The sequence below is a fragment of the Photobacterium rosenbergii genome, from assembly GCF_003026455.1.
In the GTDB taxonomy this organism is placed as follows: Bacteria; Pseudomonadota; Gammaproteobacteria; order Enterobacterales; family Vibrionaceae; genus Photobacterium; species Photobacterium rosenbergii.
Genome location: NZ_PYMB01000017.1, coordinates 59,991 through 76,971 on the forward strand (window position 1 = coordinate 59,991; position 16,981 = coordinate 76,971).

19 protein-coding genes are annotated in these 16,981 nt (G+C 53.9%); 10 read left to right on the forward strand and 9 right to left on the reverse strand.

Annotated elements, in window-relative coordinates; all coding sequences use genetic code 11:
• Positions 1-283 precede the first annotated feature (283 nt).
• Genes C9J01_RS22045 through C9J01_RS22065 form a run of 5 tightly spaced genes read left to right on the forward strand, consistent with a single transcriptional unit; the run spans position 284 to position 2,934 of the window.
• Complete coding sequence (locus tag C9J01_RS22045; protein WP_107300302.1) at positions 284-550, forward strand: BufA1 family periplasmic bufferin-type metallophore; 267 nt, start codon at positions 284-286, stop codon at positions 548-550.
• A 47-nt stretch (positions 551-597) separates the two neighbouring features.
• Entirely contained in the window at positions 598-858 is a 261-nt protein-coding gene (locus C9J01_RS22050) for a BufA1 family periplasmic bufferin-type metallophore (RefSeq protein WP_107300303.1), read from the forward strand.
• Positions 859-882: 24 nt separating this feature from the next.
• Positions 883-1,728, forward strand: a complete 846-nt coding sequence (gene bufB, locus C9J01_RS22055; RefSeq protein ID WP_107300304.1) for an MNIO family bufferin maturase — start codon at positions 883-885, stop codon at positions 1,726-1,728.
• Positions 1,709-2,485: an HvfC/BufC N-terminal domain-containing protein gene (locus tag C9J01_RS22060; RefSeq protein WP_107300305.1), complete on the forward strand. Its 777-nt coding sequence runs from the start codon at positions 1,709-1,711 to the stop codon at positions 2,483-2,485. The genes bufB and C9J01_RS22060 overlap by 20 nt, the downstream gene beginning before the upstream one ends.
• Entirely contained in the window at positions 2,479-2,934 is a 456-nt protein-coding gene (locus tag C9J01_RS22065) for a DoxX family protein (RefSeq protein ID WP_107300306.1), read from the forward strand. Before C9J01_RS22060 ends, C9J01_RS22065 begins: the two co-directional genes overlap by 7 nt.
• A 181-nt stretch (positions 2,935-3,115) precedes the next feature.
• On the opposite strand, the gene yigB is transcribed toward C9J01_RS22065, so the two are convergent.
• From yigB to lptM, 6 genes are read right to left on the reverse strand one after another with little or no spacing between them, the layout of a single operon-like run.
• Positions 3,116-3,838, reverse strand: coding sequence for a 5-amino-6-(5-phospho-D-ribitylamino)uracil phosphatase YigB (gene yigB, locus C9J01_RS22070; RefSeq protein ID WP_107300307.1), 723 nt, complete (start codon positions 3,836-3,838; stop codon positions 3,116-3,118).
• 28 nt (positions 3,839-3,866) lie between these two features.
• The gene (xerC, locus tag C9J01_RS22075) at positions 3,867-4,778 is read right to left on the reverse strand and encodes a tyrosine recombinase XerC (protein ID WP_107300308.1); all 912 of its coding nucleotides are present in this window, start codon (positions 4,776-4,778) and stop codon (positions 3,867-3,869) included.
• A complete protein-coding gene (locus C9J01_RS22080) occupies positions 4,775-5,479 on the reverse strand; it encodes a DUF484 family protein (protein WP_107300309.1) in 705 nt (234 codons plus the stop codon). The genes xerC and C9J01_RS22080 overlap by 4 nt, the downstream gene beginning before the upstream one ends.
• Positions 5,476-6,306: a diaminopimelate epimerase gene (dapF, locus tag C9J01_RS22085; protein ID WP_107300310.1), complete on the reverse strand. Its 831-nt coding sequence runs from the start codon at positions 6,304-6,306 to the stop codon at positions 5,476-5,478. Before dapF ends, C9J01_RS22080 begins: the two co-directional genes overlap by 4 nt.
• 14 nt (positions 6,307-6,320) lie before the next feature.
• Positions 6,321-7,574: a diaminopimelate decarboxylase gene (gene lysA, locus C9J01_RS22090; RefSeq protein WP_107300311.1), complete on the reverse strand. Its 1,254-nt coding sequence runs from the start codon at positions 7,572-7,574 to the stop codon at positions 6,321-6,323.
• Between the two features lie 26 nt (positions 7,575-7,600).
• Positions 7,601-7,720, reverse strand: coding sequence for an LPS translocon maturation chaperone LptM (gene lptM / locus C9J01_RS22095; protein WP_107300312.1), 120 nt, complete (start codon positions 7,718-7,720; stop codon positions 7,601-7,603).
• Between the two features lie 78 nt (positions 7,721-7,798).
• On the opposite strand from lptM, the gene cyaY reads away from it, so the two are divergent.
• Entirely contained in the window at positions 7,799-8,110 is a 312-nt protein-coding gene (cyaY, locus tag C9J01_RS22100) for an iron donor protein CyaY (RefSeq protein WP_107300313.1), read from the forward strand.
• An 81-nt stretch (positions 8,111-8,191) separates the two neighbouring features.
• Here the strand turns inward: cyaY and C9J01_RS22105 are convergent, their stop codons facing one another.
• The gene (locus C9J01_RS22105) at positions 8,192-10,750 is read right to left on the reverse strand and encodes a class I adenylate cyclase (RefSeq protein ID WP_107300314.1); all 2,559 of its coding nucleotides are present in this window, start codon (positions 10,748-10,750) and stop codon (positions 8,192-8,194) included.
• Positions 10,751-11,161: 411 nt separating this feature from the next.
• On the opposite strand from C9J01_RS22105, the gene hemC reads away from it, so the two are divergent.
• Genes hemC through C9J01_RS22125 form a run of 4 tightly spaced genes read left to right on the forward strand, consistent with a single transcriptional unit; the run spans position 11,162 to position 15,258 of the window.
• A complete protein-coding gene (gene hemC, locus C9J01_RS22110) occupies positions 11,162-12,094 on the forward strand; it encodes a hydroxymethylbilane synthase (protein WP_107300315.1) in 933 nt (310 codons plus the stop codon).
• On the forward strand, positions 12,094-12,861 hold the full coding sequence (locus C9J01_RS22115; RefSeq protein WP_107300316.1) for a uroporphyrinogen-III synthase: 768 nt from the start codon (positions 12,094-12,096) through the stop codon (positions 12,859-12,861). Before hemC ends, C9J01_RS22115 begins: the two co-directional genes overlap by 1 nt.
• The gene (gene hemX, locus C9J01_RS22120; RefSeq protein ID WP_107300317.1) at positions 12,854-14,074 is read left to right on the forward strand and encodes a uroporphyrinogen-III C-methyltransferase; all 1,221 of its coding nucleotides are present in this window, start codon (positions 12,854-12,856) and stop codon (positions 14,072-14,074) included. Before C9J01_RS22115 ends, hemX begins: the two co-directional genes overlap by 8 nt.
• On the forward strand, positions 14,071-15,258 hold the full coding sequence (locus C9J01_RS22125; protein ID WP_107300318.1) for a heme biosynthesis protein HemY: 1,188 nt from the start codon (positions 14,071-14,073) through the stop codon (positions 15,256-15,258). The genes hemX and C9J01_RS22125 overlap by 4 nt, the downstream gene beginning before the upstream one ends.
• 350 nt (positions 15,259-15,608) lie before the next feature.
• Here the strand turns inward: C9J01_RS22125 and C9J01_RS22130 are convergent, their stop codons facing one another.
• On the reverse strand, positions 15,609-16,082 hold the full coding sequence (locus C9J01_RS22130; protein WP_107300319.1) for a hypothetical protein: 474 nt from the start codon (positions 16,080-16,082) through the stop codon (positions 15,609-15,611).
• A gap of 82 nt (positions 16,083-16,164) precedes the next feature.
• Positions 16,165-16,935, reverse strand: a complete 771-nt coding sequence (locus tag C9J01_RS22135; protein WP_107300320.1) for a class I SAM-dependent methyltransferase — start codon at positions 16,933-16,935, stop codon at positions 16,165-16,167.
• Positions 16,936-16,981: the final 46 nt, after the last annotated feature.

A 16,981-nucleotide genomic window follows, 5' to 3' on the forward strand; every position in this document is an offset into this window, starting at 1 on the left:
TGCGAGAAACCTCCCTCCCCGCCGAGATGCCACCCCACATAGATGACAAACCCGTCAATAATGGGTGACAAAAATTTCACCTAATCAACCTCTTGCCAGATTGTTTTGTTCTATGCTTGGAATTACGCAAAGTTAACGGAAAGTTAAAAAAACTTAAGAAAGCGTGAAAGTTATTTCTAACTCGCCCTTTCTTATGTACCGAGAGCACCATTGAGGTGCCAGTTAACCAGAAAGGAAACGTTGCAGTTTCCTGCAACAGTCAGCGTATTTAAGAGGAATGAACATGAAAAAGACTACCAACATCGCACTCGCCACTGCCGTAACTGGCTTACTTGCCCTAGCAGGTACCGCCATGACAACCACAGCAGCGGTTGCCGCCGAAGAGAAAGAGAAGTGCTATGGCGTCGTGAAAGCCGGTAAGAATGACTGTGCAACCAAAACCAGTTCTTGTGCCGGTACTTCGAAAACCGATGGCCAGAAAGATGCCTTCGTGATGGTTCCTAAAGGTTTGTGTGATCGCCTAGCCGGCGGCTCAACCAGCTCATCATAACCCTTGGCCACCTACCAACTTGATAACACTAAAATGAAGGAATCATTATGAAAAAGTCTAACCTAGCTGTTGCTACTGCGGTTTCAGGCCTACTTGCCCTTGCGGGTACCGCATTAACCCCATCTGTTGCTGTCGCAGCAGAGAAAGAGAAGTGCTACGGTGTGGTCAAAGCCGGTAAAAACGACTGTGCAACCAAAACCAGCTCGTGTGCCGGTACCTCGAAAACCGACGGTCAGAAAGATGCTTTCGTCATGGTGCCTAAAGGCCTTTGTGATCGTCTGGTCGGTAGTGCTAAAGAGGCTAAGTAATTGAGCAGGTTGTCTTATGACAAGATGGTAGGGGTGGGGCTTCGCTCCCCCCACATCCATCAAATTCTCTCTGAACGGCCAGAAATCGGTTGGCTGGAGATCCACAGCGAGAATTATTTCACGGCCAACTCACCGGCCCGCCAGCAACTCCGGGATATTGCCAACCACTACCCCATCAGCTGCCACGGGATCGGAATGTCCCTCGGCTCTGCCGACGAGCTGGATAAACAACATCTTGGCCAACTCAAGCAACTGGTCGATGAAATCAACCCGATAGCTGTCTCCGATCACCTAAGCTGGAGTTCGGTCGACGGACAATATTTCAATGACCTGTTACCGCTCCCTTACACCGAAGAAGCACTCGCCCATTTTTGCCGCAAGGTTGAACAGGTGCAGGAAGCCCTCGGGCGTCAATTACTGGTTGAGAACCCGTCCAGCTACTTAAGCTTCAACCATTCGACCATTCCCGAATGGGAATTTCTGCGGGCTGTCCAGCAGCGCACCGGTTGTGGCTTGCTGTTCGATCTCAACAATATCTATGTCAGCAGCTTCAACCATGGCTTTGACTGCCAGACCTACCTTGATGCTATCGACCCACGAACCGTCAAGGAAATCCACCTAGCTGGCTTTACAGTTAAGCAATTCGCGCAAGGGGAGATCTGGATAGACACCCACAGCAAACCGGTCAGCGAACCGGTGTGGCAACTCTACCGCCAATGGGTACGCCAACATTTTACTGTACTAGGCGGAGTGCCTACACTCATCGAATGGGATCTCGATATCCCAGAGTTGGACGTACTGCTCGGGGAAGCTGAAAAAGCGCAACAGATTATTGCCAAGGAGGCCAACGATGGGATCTCCGCAGCCTAACACGCTTCATCAGCTACAGCAGGATTTCGCCGAAGCACTGCATTACCGGCCCAGCTCGGCCAGCGAGAACATTGCTGACAGTACATTCGGCCCGGAACAACTGATCCAGGTTTACCGAAATAATTTTATTATCAGCCTGTCAGAGGTGCTGGAAGCCACCTACCCATGCTGCCTGGCCGTTGTTGGCGAGGAGTGCTTTGCCCAAATAGCCCGCCAACATGTCCTCAACTATCCGCTTAGCGAGGGCAATGTTACCGACTACGGCGACGGGTTCAGCGATACCATCAACAACCAGCAGGCCTTGGTTGAGGCCGTCCCTTATCTAGCGGATCTGGCCCGCCTTGAATGGCTGGTAGACCGCGCCAGCCAGCAAGTCCCAGTCAGCACTGATTTCCCATTCGAGCAACTGACACTCATCACTGAGGACAACCTGCCCCAGCTGGTGATGCAGGTGGCCGAGCCTGTTTTCAGCTTCGACGCCCGATACCCAGTCGCCAGCCTATGGCAGATGATCACCCGGGACCAGATTGAGCAAATTGACCTTAACCAACCGGAGTCGATCATTATCCAGCACCGCCCTCAAGGGATGCAGGTGTTGGCAACCACCCCATCGGCTACAGCACTGTTGCGCCTATGCCAGCAGAGAAAACCCTTAGGGGAAGCCGATGAAGCCATGTTGGCTATTCTCGGCGAACTCATCCAACAACAACTCTTTACCCGTATCCACGGCTTGCCTGAGGGAGAATGCGCATGCTGAATTTTCTCAAACAAATCGACACCACGTCCCAGCGGATCACCGAGCCACTGATCCCACTCCTCCTGCTGTTCACCCGGCTCTGGGTAGCGTGGGTCTTCTTCAAATCAGGCATGGTGAAATACAACAGCTGGGACAGTACCCTCTACCTTTTTGAGTATGAGTACCAAGTACCGTTGCTACCTTGGCAAATCGCCGCCTATATGGGAACCGCTGCCGAGCTGATCCTGCCGGTGTTCCTGGCACTAGGCTTGTTTACCCGCCCGATGGCACTGGCTTTGTTCGTGTTCAATGTTATTGCGGTGGTGTCCTACCCACTATTGTGGGAGAAAGGGTTCTTCGACCACCAACTGTGGGGCATGATGATGCTGGTCAACGTGTTCTGGGGGGCCGGAATGATCTCGGTCGACCATTTGATTAGCAGCAAACCTAAGCAGTCCCTGCTGCAGTAATCCATCACCAACAAAAAAGGGCTGCAAAATCTGCAGCCCTTTTTGGTAGATAATGGCAGCTTTGGCAGTAGGATAAAATATCAAAACCTACCTGCCAGGGACGGCAGGTTGGAGCGACATGGATGTCTTTATGCGTTTTTGAAATTTTCATCCTGCTGGCGTAAGCAACAAATGTTTATTCTTACTCAGACACCAAAGCCAACAGCTGTGAAAGCTGGCTGATTTCGACATCCGGCAACCACTTGGCGCGCGGCTCGCGGCTCAACACCCGCTGCTGGTCGTTGAACCAGCAGGCCTTGAAGCCATTGCACTTAGCCCCGCCAACATCGGTCACCAGGTGATCGCCAACATGGAGGATATCGCCCGGTGCCAGGCCGAGTCCTGCCGCTGCACGAGAAAACAAGTCCGGCTCGGGCTTTGACAGCCCATCGCGGCCCGCCATCAAGACACCATCGAAATATTGCCCCAGTCCGATTTTGTCCGCATCGACATTCCCATTGGTAATCGCCACCAACGGCAGTTGCTGCTTTAGCAAGGCCAACACCCGATGGGTTTCTTCAGGAACATCGACTTGGTTCCTAACCTCCAGTACCACCGCCACACCTTCGGTCGCCGCTTGCTCAGCTGCCGACAAGGAGTAGCCAAACTGCATAAAGCCAATTTTGAGCAACTCAAAGCGCCATTGGGTCACGTCATGGCGCAGCATGGGATCGGCCTTGGCCAGGCGCATTTTCAGCTGCAGCCAACCCGCCGTCCCGACACCTTTCGTGCGCGGGTGATGGGCTACCAACCAATCATGCATGGCTTGCTCGGCACGGCGGATCACCGGACGGTTATCATAGAGGGTATCGTCAAGATCGAAGGTCAGCGCTTTGGGCGCGGACAAGCGGCGGTAAAACTGCATCAGCGGTTACTCTCGAAACAATCCCGGCTCAACGCTTGTTGCGCTTGGCTCGGGGATGGGCTTCATCGTACACCTGTGCCAGGTGCTGGAAGTCCAAGTGGGTATAGATTTGAGTGGTCGAGAGGTTGGCATGACCCAGCAACTCCTGGACAGCCCGCAGATCTCCCGATGACTCGAGCATATGGGTAGCAAAGCTATGGCGCAGCTTGTGCGGGTTGATATGGCTGGAGACGGCCTGCTTCTGGCCCCATTCCGCCATCCGCTTCTGGACATTGCGGTTGGAGATTCGCTGCCCGAGCTTGGAAACAAACAGCCCCGGCTCACCGGGCGCTGCCAACTGACCCCGGACTTTGAGCCAATGACCGACCCACTCACGGGCCAGTCCGGCGAAGGGGACTATCCGCTCCTTGTCGCCTTTACCTATCACCCGTAAGTCGCCCTTACGCAAGCTGACATTCTTGACGTCAAGGCTCACCAGTTCAGACAAACGCAGGCCGGCACCATACATTAGCTCCATCATCGCCCGGTCGCGGATCGACAACGGATCATCCTCATCGACACTGAGTAGCTGATCCATTTCATCAACATCGAGGTTCTTCGGTAGCGGCCTTGCCTTACGCGGCGCCGAGACGCCCTTGGCCGGGTTAGCCTTGAGCAGACCTTGCTGGACTAAATAGTCGAAGAAACTGCGCAGCGCTGACAGGCGCATCGACAGGCTACTGGCCTTAAGGCCATCACGCATACCTTTAGAAGCCAACTGGCGCACCCAGCCGGCATCCACAGCCTGCCAATTATCGACACCCAAAGAGACCAACTGCTCTGCCATGGTTGTCAGTTGGCGCTTGTAGTTCTGCTGAGTATGCAGGCTAAGCTCCCGCTCACTACGCAGGTATTCATAAAAGCGCTGCAACGGCTTTTCCAGACCGGATGGCAGGCTCATTCAATCACCTCTCGGGTATATTCCCAGTGGTGGATCAATTTAGCCAAAACCATTGCCAACTGCTCGACAAACAGGGTATCCATTTCTGGCTGGAAATGGCCACCATCGACACTGGCGAAACTAAGCACACCAAATGGCCTGTCATTGCCAAGCGGCAATACCAGGAAGGAGCCCAATTGCGGCGGCTGATCAAATAACACCTCTGCCTCATGCTTACGCAAGCGACCAAGATAGACCGGACGGGACGACAGCCGCGAGCGGCTGAAGCTGTCGAAGCTGCGGCGCTCGAGGAAGAGGTTGTCATCCAAACTATCAAACAGACGCAGGCTGACATCAAGCCCCAGCTCTTCGGCCAAGGTCTCCAGCACACACAACGCCTGGTAGATGTTATGGGTCTGGAACAACTGCTGTTGCGCCTTGGCAAAAGTATGGTAGAGCTGGCTGTTCTTCGTCGCCGCCCCCACCAAACCGGTAATTTTCTCTTCCAGTTCACCGACATTGCTACGCAGGCGTTCAAGCTGGATATCCACCAGCGACACCACACCGCGATCGGCATGGTGGACCTGGATCCGGCTCAGCAGCTCCGGATGGCGAACAAAGAAATCTGGGTTGGCCAACAAAAAGTCAGCCACTGCCTGCTCGTCCAACGAGACGGTGTCCTGCCGAGGGGTGCACACGTCCAGCTGAGAAATATCGGTCATAATACAATTTGTCCATCGAACACGTGCGTTGCCGCACCTGTCATATACAAAGGTTTACCCTCGCCCGGCCAGCGGATCTGCAAGTCACCGCCCGGTAGCGATACCTTCACATTATCATCCAGCAGCCCCTGCATCCGGCCGATGGCAACAGCGGCACAAGCCCCGCTTCCACAGGCCTGGGTTTCACCGGCGCCACGCTCATAAACCCGCAGCTTGACTTCATTGCGGTTGATCACCTGCATAAAGCCCGCATTGACTCGCTCAGGAAAACGCTCATGGGATTCCAGCAGCGGCCCTAGGGTCTCGACATCCGCCGTGTCGACGTCATCGACGACTGTGACACAGTGGGGATTACCCATACTCGCTGCACCACAGAACACGGTTTTTTCGCCAGCACGCAAAATGTAGGTTTTCTCACTTTGCTTGGCACGGAATGGGATTTTCGCCGGATCAAACTCTGGGACACCCATGTTCACGGTGACCTGGTTATCGTTCTCCAGCTTGAGCACCATCTTACCGGCCTTGGTACTGACCGAGATATGGTATTTATTGGTTAGCCCCTTCATCCAGACAAAACGGGCAAAGCAGCGCGCACCATTGCCGCACTGCTCAACCTCGCTGCCATCGGCATTGAAGATCCGGTAGTGGAAATCCGTTTCGGGATCATAGGGCGGCTCCACCACCAGCAGCTGATCGAACCCCACCCCACGGTGGCGATCAGCCAGGCGCCGGATTGCATCCGGCGAGAAGAACACGTTCTGAGTAACACAGTCGACGACCATGAAATCATTCCCCAGACCATGCATTTTCGAAAAATTAACCTGCATGTTGTCCCTTCTCATTATTCCGGCAGCAGATGCTCAGACTGCCACAGCTGCGCCAGCTCTTCACGCTCGCGCACCACATGGGCCTGGTTGCCATCAACCATGATCTCTGCCGCGCGGGTACGGGTGTTGTAGTTCGAAGACATCACAAAACCATAGGCCCCCGCCGAACGTACCGCCAACAAATCCCCCGTTTCAAGGCATAGCTGGCGATCCTTACCGATGAAGTCACCCGTCTCACAGATAGGCCCCACCAGATCATAAGTCACCTTCTCACCTTCACGTGGGGCAACTGGCACGATATCTTGCCACGCTTGGTACAGCGTCGGGCGGATCATGTCATTCATCGCCGCATCGACAATGGCAAAGTTCTTGTGCTCGGTATGCTTAAGGTATTCCACCTGGGTCAGCATCACACCGGCATTCGCTGCAATTGCACGGCCCGGCTCGAAGATCAACTCAAGGTCACGATGCTCGGTCAAACGCTCCATCAAGGCCTTGGCATATTCCGATGGCTGAGGCGGGCGCTCGTCACTGTAGGTCACACCCAAGCCACCACCCACATCAAGGTGGTGGATGACAATACCTTCCTCTTTGAGGGTATCAATCAGGGCCAACAAACGGTCGGTAGCATCGATAAACGGATCAATGGCGGTCAACTGCGAGCCGATGTGGCAGTCCATCCCAGTGACGTCAAGGTGAGGTAGGCTGTGGGCCAAACGGTAGACCTCTGGCGCCCGGTCAAAGGCAATACCGAACTTGTTATCACGCAGGCCGGTTGAGATATACGGGTGGGTCTGGGCATCGACATCCGGGTTGATACGCAGTGAAATCGGCGCCACCTTACCCAGTTCGCCTGCCACTTGGTTGAGGCGCTCCAGCTCAGGCTCAGATTCTACATTGAAGCACTTGATGCCAAGCTCCAGCGCCCGTTTCATTTCTGCTGCTGTCTTACCGACACCAGAGAAAACAACCTTGGCCGGATCGCCACCGGCGGCAACCACCCGCTCAAGTTCACCACCCGAGACAATATCGAAGCCCGAGCCTAGCCGTGCCAGCACGTTAAGTACCCCGATGTTGGAGTTGGCCTTGACGGCATAGCAGATCAGGTGTGGGTGATCGGCCACCGCCTGGTCAAACGCATGCCAGTGACGCTCCAGCGTCGCACGCGAATATACATAGAGCGGTGTGCCAAAACGGTCAGCCAGTTCGGCCAGTGGAATGTCTTCGGCCCATAGTTGGCCATCTTGCTGATAATTAAAGTAATCCAATGTAGTCTCTTCCCTGTCTGAACCGTTTATTGATCGTTTTGCTGTTGCTGCTCGCTGTCGTCAGGCATGTACAGTGGTCCGCTTTGACCACAACCGGTGAGGGCCAGTACGCCCAGCACCAAAATTGCTAATAAACCTTTACGCATTTTTGAAAGCCAGTGATTATCATTTCATTGCCCTCTATAATCGCACCCACACTAGGAAAAGCAATAGGACGATCGGGGATGAATGATACAGAATTTCATAAGTTAGCAGATGAAGTGCTGATGAGCATCGAAGAAGGCATCGACGAATCCGGTGCCGATATCGAATACGAGACCACCGGCAACGTACTGACGCTGGAATTTGAAAACCGCAGCCAAATCGTGATCAACCGCCAGGAACCGCTACACGAGATCTGGCTGGCGTCGAAATCCGGTGGCTACCACTTCAAGTACAACGATGGCGAGTGGCGCTGTACACGCAGCGGTAACGAGCTGATCGCTTTGGTGAAACAGGAATGTTCGCTACATGCCGGTGAAACCGTCGACTGGTGATCTCAGCCAAAGATAGCCCAAACAAAAAGCGGAAGCCCTAAGGCTTCCGCTTTGTTTTTTTGATGTGTGGTCGCCTGCGCCTTAGCGCGTCATATTGGCATTCATCAACGGCTGAGGTGCCACGACCGGACGGCGTGACGGCTGCTGGCCACTCTTGTATGGCAGCACCTGCGGCTCACCGCTCTCACTATGCACAATGTCGTAGAACTGCGGCAGGTTAAAGTTGATAAAGTTCGCACTGTAGCTGAAACGGTCGTGGGCCGAGGTATAAAAACGGTTCACCCCATGTACCATCTCGTCTTTATCGCCGCTGCACTGGCGATATACCTCAATCCGGTTCGACTCATCGAGGATATAGATATTGAAGCCTGAATCGCAGTCTTCGAAGAAGAACTGGATCAGCCCCTCACTGGCATAAGCATCAACGATTTCTGGCGGATGCGGCTCGTCGGTCTTGCCCATCACAAGGTTAGCCGAACCCAACAACTTATTGGTCGAGATACAACTGTAGAAATCGACCGAATTTTCCAGCTTCTGGACCGATACACCACGGCGTTCGAAGAACAAACCATGGGTCTGGCGGGCAATACGGATCGCCTTGAAGCGACGGCGTTTTTCCTGCTCAACCGGCTTGAGGCGCATCTCGATACACTCGGCCACCAACTGATACACCAAGTTACGGATCAAACCGCGCATGTGCTTGCTGTAACAGAATACGTCCACCGACTCAGGCGGCAGCGCATCCTGGTGCATCTTGCCCAGCACCGTCTTCAGCGCATCGAGCATGGCATTATCACCGGTGAAATTCAGGGTACGCACTTCGTTCCACGAGTTGCGGTACACCAAATCGACACTGCCGACCAAACACATCTGATCAGGGCCATAGCTGAAGATGTCAGTATTCTTGAAATCGAATTTAACCGAGCGGTTGCGAAGCCGGGTGGTCGGGTCGTTTTCCAAGTTGATGAACAAGCCTAGCTGGCGGATCTCACACGGGCTCGACAGTGCCTGCAAGCTCGGCTGCGGTCGACGGATCGGGAACGTGTTTCGGATGTCGCTCACTAGCTGGTAAAGCTTGTCGATATCCACTGCCGAGTTGCGAACAACGTTATGCAGGCAGGTTGATTCGGTCAGCAAGCCATTGAAATAGGCCCACGCCACCAGTTTGCTGAGGTAGCGGTTATGCTCCAGCGCCGGACGCCCCATGATGGCGATCGGATCCAGCGACTGCTTGTAAAGGTACCAGCCTGCGGTATTGGTACGACCCGCCGGTACCTGGATCAGGCTCAGGTCCTGCTCGTGCAAATCAGGAGACAACTGCGGGTTGAGCAAGGTTACCTTACCCGGCAGTACCTCGAACGCGGCATACAGCTTACGCGCCAGGATACTGATATCTTCCGGGCTGATCGCCGAGGTAATATTGTTACGGCGGGCAAACCGGATCAGGTTACGGTAGCTGAGCATCAAGGCATCAAGCAATTCGTTGTGCGCGCTCTTGACCTGCTCGACCTTCCAGTCACGGCGACGGTCGAGCTCGACAAGCACCTCTTGCGGCCACTGCCATTCATCGGTCAGTTCCTGCAACACCTTGCGGCGCCACGGTACTGAGCCAGACGCCGGCTCGCGGGTCAGCTTTTCATGGGTCTTGAGGTAGAAACAACGACGGACCAAGTCGAGGCGACGGTGATCATCGATGCGCTCGAGGTAACGGGTCACCTTCTCCAGCATCAGGTAATACGCATCCATACAGAACTCAGTGCGGTCGATCGCGAAGAAACGGCGTTTACCGTCGACACTGAGCAGTTGGGTATGCGGGTATTCCCAGGAATAAGCTTCAAGCAAGATCGCTTTCAACACCGATTTGTACGGTGAGTCGATACTCTTATAAAGCTGCCACAGGCTGGAGCCAAAGTATTCCTCGGCAGGAATACGTGACAGACCACCAAAATCAATCCATTCATCACGATGGATATACCCGCCATCTTCCAGATAGCAGATGTAGTCATCGTAACACTCCTCCATTTCTGGTGGCACCATGAACCAAAGCAGGCGCTGACCGGCCAGGTTCACCGCTGAACGGTAGAACTCATCCAACAACAACAGGTGCTGGCTTGAGCCACAGTTCTCACCGGTCATCTGCTCGGAGAAGTTATCGCGGAAACGGTTTTCGTCAATAAGGAAGAAGTTGGCCTCTACGCCCTGCGCCAATGCCCACTCTGAGATCACCGCACACTTGGCTTCCAGCGCCTGACGGCTTTCTGCAGGCATATCGGTACGGATACACACCCAGATATCCAGGTCGCTGGTCAGGCTCTGGCCCAACGAGGCCGTACTGCCCATGGCATAGAGGCCCTGGATAGGGAAAATATCAACAACAGGAGGTGAAATTGGGGTAGCACAAGCCAAGCCACAGTCGTCAATTAACTGTTGCTGCTGCTCGGAGGCAGTAAAAGACGCAATCCCCACCGGAACGTCCTGATCAAGATAGCCAGGTACCGCCGGGTGATTATAGTGAAGTAGAACCGGTAACAGGTTAAAAACCTGAACAGACTGAGGTGTCATCGCAGCGCGTGCGCGCTCGAGCCTTAGCTCGTTGAGCTGATCCAGTCTACCTTTAAGCGTTTCGATATAGTTCTGCAAATTACTCTTCCAAGAGCTACCAGCTTGAGAGCGGCCCAAATCTTGTCATTAAAGCGGTTGAGATGGCTCGAACCAGGAGTAAAAACGTGATCAATCTAACAGTTTTTGTATTAACCGTAAAGATAGTGCCGTTTTATGACAATTTATGAATGGACTGAAATGTTGCCAGCTGACCTTTCCGTAGTCGTCTCCCCTCAAGCTAGTACAAGTTCACCAAACCGCCACTTTACGATCGGCTTTCTGTATACCGCCAAGGACATATGTGACCAATATCACATTAATCACAGTTTATGGCAAGACAATATTGCCCCAACGCACTGACCGCAACACATCAATTACCATCCCCGCCCAGTAGTGGTAGGATTAGAAGCAATAATGTCAGTGCCCAACTAAATATATGGATCCGATCCTATGACCGATACTCCAATCCGTATTGCCACGCGCAAGAGCCCATTGGCTATGTGGCAAGCCGAATTTGTCAAAGCAGCCTTGGAACAAGCCCACCCAGGCCTAGAAGTCGAACTGGTTCCTATGGTCACCAAAGGCGATATTATTCTCGACACCCCACTCGCCAAAGTGGGTGGTAAAGGGCTATTTGTCAAAGAACTGGAAGTCGCGATGCTAGAAGGCCGCGCCGATATTGCCGTTCACTCAATGAAAGACGTTCCGGTAGAGTTCCCTGAAGGGTTGGGGCTGGTCACCATCTGCGAGCGCGAAGATCCGCGTGATGCCTTTGTGTCCAACCAATACGACAACCTTGAGCAGTTACCTGCTGGTGCCGTGGTCGGTACCTCAAGCCTTCGCCGCCAATGCCAGTTACGTGCCCAGCGTCCTGATCTGGTTGTCAAAGATCTGCGCGGCAACGTCAACACCCGCCTGCGCAAATTGGATGACGGGGAATACGATGCCATTATTTTGGCTTGTGCCGGCCTCAAACGCCTGAAGATGGAAGACCGCATCCGTGATGCCATCGCGCCGGAAACTAGCCTACCGGCTGTTGGCCAGGGTGCCGTCGGTATCGAATGCCGTTTGGATGACGAACGTGTCCGCCAACTGCTAGATGCCCTCAACCACCGTGACACAGAAACCCGTGTTCTGTGCGAGCGTGCGATGAACAACCGCCTGCAAGGTGGCTGCCAGGTGCCAATCGGCAGCTATTCAGTGCTGGAAGGCGACCAAATTTGGCTTCGCGCCCTCGTTGGCGAACCCGATGGCAGCCAGATTGTCCGCGGCGAGATCCGTGGCCACCGCGACGATGCCGAACAACTCGGTGTTCAGTTGGCCGACCAACTGCTAGGCGACGGTGCCAAGGCTATCCTCGACGAGCTGTACGGCAACGCCTGATGACAATACTGATCACCCGCCCGGCACCGGAATGCCACCAGCTAACCCAGCAGCTGACTGCTGCGGGGATCAGTGCCATTGCCCAGCCCCTGCTGGAAATTCAGCCGGGGCAGCAACTGCAAGACCTACCCAATGCCCTCTCACAACTGCAAAATGGCGATTTCCTGATTGCCGTCAGTGTTCACGCAGCCAACCTAGCGCACAATTACATGATGTCGGTAGGTGTCAGCTGGCCAAAAAACGTGCATTATATAGCGGTCGGCCAGAAAACCGCCGCCGCGCTGCAAGACTATACAGGACAATCTGTCCAGACACCGTCTGAGCGCAGTGACAGTGAGGGTCTATTGGCCTTACCGATATTGTCTGATGTGGCTGGGCGCCGAGCGCTCATTCTGCGGGGCAATGGCGGGCGCGAGTTAATATACCAGCGCCTATGCCAAAGTGGGGCCGATGTCTCCTATTGCGAGACATACCAGCGCAGCTGGTTACCGCTTGATGGCCCGGCCCTGAGCCGGAATTGGCAGCAGGCCAATGTTGACACCCTGGTGGTCACCAGTGGTGAGCAACTTGACCAGTTGGTCAAGCTCATACCAGACAGCGCCAAGGCTTGGTTTCTTAACTGCCAGCTATTCGTACCAAGCCAGCGAATCGCCGATCAAGCCCTCGGGCTTGGTTTTCGTTTAATTTCCAATGTGGGAAGTGCGGCTAACGGCCCACTGTTCACGACCCTAAGCAAAATAGGCACAATGGGAAAATCGGATGACTGATAAAAAAACCAATAATGAAAACCCTGCAGATAAGCAACAATCCGCAGCGAACAACACTAATAAGCAAGGACAAGCCAGTGCCAAGGCACAAGCGCCAAAACCTGCCCCAGAAAAAAAACCAGCGCCTGAGAAACAGGAAAAAGCAGCCCAGCCTGCTGCACCAGCCAGTCAACCGAGCGAAAAACAGGGCGGCAGCAAAACGGGTGCCATTGCTATCGCACTGGTCATTGCCCTAGGAGCCGGCCTTTACTACCACGGCCACCAGCAGACCCTAGCCCAAAACAACCAAATGACCGCCCTGAAGCAGGAAATTTCCCAGCTTCAATCCCAGCTCCAGTCATCTCTCAAGACTTCCCAGCAAGAAACATTAAGCCAAGTGAACAGCAGCCTGCAGCGTACCGAGACATCGATCGAGCAGCAGGATAAGTCTATTACCGGCTTGCAGATGGCGCTTGCTGAAATGAAAGGCCGCCGCCCGAACGACTGGCTGCTGGCTGAAGCAGACTACCTGGTCAAGATGGCTGGCCGCAAACTGTGGCTCGAGCACGATACTGTCAGTGCGACTATCTTGCTGGAATCTGCCGACCACCGCATTGCTGAGCTCAACGACCCTAGCCTGACCCCTATTCGCCAGGCAATGCACACCGATATTACCGCCCTGAAAGGCGTTGCCCGTGTTGACCGCGATGGCCTTGTCCTGCGCCTAACCAGCCTACAGGAAGAAATTGGCAAACTACCACTGGCCAATGCCATCCTGCCTGAAGCTGAAGCTGTCGAGTCAACCGAGGTCTCAGCATCTGTTGACGACTGGAAGCAAAACCTGAAGACCTCACTGAAAAACTTCAGTGACCACTTCATCACTTATCGTCAGCGTGACGGCAGCGTGATCCCGCTACTGACACCGAAGCAAGACTTCTACCTGCAGGAAAACATCAAGTCCAAGCTAGAAACCGCCATCAAGTCGGTATACCGCGAGCAGGGTGAGCTTTACACCACCTCACTGGCGATGGCTAAAGACTGGGCTGAGCAGTTCTACAATATGGAAGATCCTGCGGTTCAGAGCTTCATCAGTACACTAGAAGCACTCGGCCAAGAGAACATCGAAGCTGATTACCCAAGCAAGCTGCAGTCTCAGGCGCTGATCACCGATACCATCAGCGAGCGCCTACGCCAGCAGGTGAAACCGCTTAGCACAGAGGAGAACCCTGCATGATCAAACTGCTATTGCTGGTTGCCGCACTGATCGCCGGTATCGTTGTCGGTCCAATGCTGGCCGGTAACCAAGGCTACGTACTGATCTCTGCGGCCAACCAAACGGTAGAAATGAGCCTGACCACCCTGATCATCTTGGTGGTTGTCCTGTTCGGTGCTTTTTTCCTACTGGAGAATATCCTCAAGCGCTTGTTCTCGCTGGGTAGTTCAACCCGCGGCTGGTTCTCGGGCCGCAAGACCCGCAAAGCACGCCTGCAAACCTCTGAAGGCCTGACCAAGGTTATCGAAGGTGATTGGAAGCAAGCTGAAAAACTGGTTGTTAAGTCCGCCAAGCACAGTGACGCCCCGCTACTTAACTACCTAGCCGCAGCCGAAGCCGCCCAGGGCCAAGGTGACGCTAGCCAACGTGACGAGTACCTGAAATTGGCCGCTGATATCGATGGCCAAAGCCTGGCGGTTGCCCTGACCCGTGCCAAGCTCCAGTACCGCCAGCAACAATTCGAGCAGGCTGTTGCTACCTTGCAGGACATCAAGCGCGACCATGGCCGCAACCCTGTATTGCTGACCCTACTCAAAGACTGTTACGTCCGTCTGGAAGATTGGAAACCTCTTCTCGCCCTGCTGCCCCAGCTTGAGAAAGCTGGCGTGATCGATGCAGAAGAAGCTGCCAAACTAGAAGCCAAAGCCGAGTGTGGCATCATGCACCATATCGCTAAGCAGCAAGGTAGCGAAGGGTTGATGGGGCATTGGAATAGCCTTAACCGCAAGACCAAGGCCCGTCCTGATCTGGTTGCCTGCTTCGTCAAGCTCATGAGCCAGTACAATGCCGACAGCGAAGCGTATACCGTACTTCGTGACGCACTAAAGAAGAACAATGACGAGTCGCTGATCAACCTTGTTCCAGCACTAAAGCTGGCCGACAACCACCCAGCTATCGTTCGCCTGCAGGACTTACTTCGCTATGACAGCAGCAACCCGAGCACCCACAGTGCCCTGGGCCAGTTGTTGATGCGTGAAGGCAAACTGGAAGAGGCCAAGGAGCATTTCGAGAAAGCCATCGCCCTGCGTAGTGATGTGGCTGACTATGGCTACCTGGTTGAGGTGATGGAGCAACTGGATGACAAGCAAGGCGCTGCCGAGCTGTCCCGCCAGGCTCTCACATTGGCGCTACCGGCCAAAAGTTAACAAAAAAGCAACATAACATTTTGCAATTAAAAAGCACCCGGAAGGGTGCTTTTTTATACTCAAAAGCAATGGTTTGTGTGTCCTATTACGGATATTTGTTTCTAATTGTTAACAGGCGTTTCAACCTATATCCATCCCATTGCTAGCATTTTGTAAACAGGTTTCAATAGGGGTTCCCGTTGCTCAACAGATGGATACCTAACTATGGATATGCTTCCTTGGTTAATCGTTTCTGGCATTATTGTTTCTGTGATCACCTGCCTAATGACTGCAGTACTGATCAAAGAATCATAATTGCCCAGAACAAAAAAACCTCCGCCAGGAGGTTTTTTTATGTCCGAATTTTACAATTAAATCGACGCTTGTACTTCTTCAAGCGCCTTGTGGTAGCGACGGGTCGTCTTCATGGCTTTCTTGAGTTGCTTCTTCTGCTTCTTCGCCAGTTTCTTCAATTTTTTAAGCTGCTTGGCTTTCTTCTTAGCCTCTTTACGGCTTGCAACCACTGCCGGGTGGGAGGCTATAACAGGCGCAGGAACATCCAACTCCGCTGCCACGGCAGCAACCTGTGCCGCCCCTCTAGGCAACGGAGCTACCTGAGGCAATTCAGACACAGTTGCAGTCTCCACCGACGTCAGGCTCGGTTTCACCACATGAGTCATATCGGTAGGCCGTTTCAGGGCACTGGGCTTACACAAATAAGCTTTCTCTGACGCGACCCGGGTACAGCTGCTGCACATATAGTTGGCAGTACTAACAATCCGGCTGATAGTGGAAAACTGGGCTGCGATTTCAACCCGGCGGTATTTACATAACGACTTTGCCATTCCCTCATCTCCGGCTGCCCGGTCAAGGTCCGACCGGAGTAACTACTCTCATTTACAATATACCGCCGCTATCAAAGGAACGCTACTTCATCGCTGCTTTTACATAGACATCAAAACGATTTTTCTTGGTCTCAATCGCAGTAGCCGGTTTTTGCCCTGCCAAAAACTCCGCATAGTCCGGACGTTTGACCACGACCCGCTTGGTCGCCAACGCCAGTGCGGGGGCCAACAAACCATCGGCATCGAGATCGGCGCCAACCAATGTCTGGAAGACCCGCATCTCCTTTTTCACCAAGGCCGATTTTTTCTTGTGCGGATACATAGGGTCAAGGTACACCACATCCGGTGCAACGAAGTCGGGGTCGGCAGCCAGTTGCTCCAGCGCGTTATGGCTAGAGGCATGCAGCAGGGTCATACGCTCGCTGATCCAGCCACCGATTTCACTGTCGGCTTTAGCTCGGGCCAAACCATCATCGAGCAACGCGGCTACCACCGGATGACGCTCGACCATCTGCACTTTGCAGCCTAGCGACGCCAAGACAAAAGCATCTCGCCCAAGGCCAGCGGTACCATCGACAACCGTCGGCGTCACCCCACCCTTAAGGCCTACCGCTTTGGCAATTGCCTGCCCGCGGCCACCACCAAACTTGCGACGGTGCGCCACTGCGCCACCTGCAAGGTCAACATATACTGCACCCAATTTAGGTTCGTCGAGCTTGCGCAACTCCAGCCGCTCAGCTGTCAGTACCAAGGCAAACTCGCTGTCAGGATCATGGGATAGCCCCCAGCGTTCTGCCAGCAGATCCAGTTCAGGTTGACGTTCAGGGGACTCACAAATTAAGGCTAGTTGCACACGCACACTCCGGTAAATACAGGGCCTGCCAGCCACATAAGGCAAG